Here is a 625-nt window from a genome sequence, read left to right as displayed (position 1 = left end):
CCGCGCCTAAAATCGCATGGGCCAGCGTATTGGTGGCGATATCTACCTGATGGGTTTGTGGGTCCGTCGTCAGTTCTTTAATCACGCCCGCCAGATAAGGAGAAGCGCCTCCGGCCAGCGCCTGACCCAGATTGTTCCCTGCCAAGCCCTGAATGGCTGCCGTAGCGGCCTGTAAGGCTTTCTGATAAGTTCCGCCGGTCCCGAAGCCCGATTCATTCAGCGCCTGCGTGTAAGCGGTGTCATAGATTTGTTTATTGATATCCGCTGGCGAGGGGTCTTTATTACCTGCGTTGATCAATTTTTCTCTGGCCGCGGCTTTGTCCGGTTCACTGATATGATTCAGTTTCGCTTTCGCCGCTTTGGTGGCGATAATTTTCCCTTCCGTACTGGCTATCTCGGTCATCTGGGCGCTGAGTTCGCCCATCAGTTGCGCCTGTTTCAGCCGTTGCTGTTCTTTTTCCTTATCAAATATCGGACTCAGGACATTGGCGGCGTTATCGGTATCGCGACTTAAGTTCGCGATATCCTGCGTCTGGTGCGCTTTGTCCCGGATAATCAGGTTGCCGTCACTGACGGCGGCGTGCGTGGTGGTGCTGTCATGGCCCTGGTTATTGGAACCGCTCAG

At 54.6% G+C, this 625-nt stretch carries 1 pseudogene; it reads right to left on the bottom strand.

Features of this window, described 5'->3' with window-relative positions:
* Positions 1-625, bottom strand: a pseudogene (locus EAE89_RS23160) (hemagglutinin repeat-containing protein); the annotation flags it as partial.

The organism is Photorhabdus heterorhabditis (assembly GCF_018448905.1).
In the GTDB taxonomy this organism is placed as follows: domain Bacteria; phylum Pseudomonadota; class Gammaproteobacteria; order Enterobacterales; family Enterobacteriaceae; genus Photorhabdus; species Photorhabdus heterorhabditis.
This window is presented reverse-complemented; position numbering and strand designations above follow the sequence as displayed.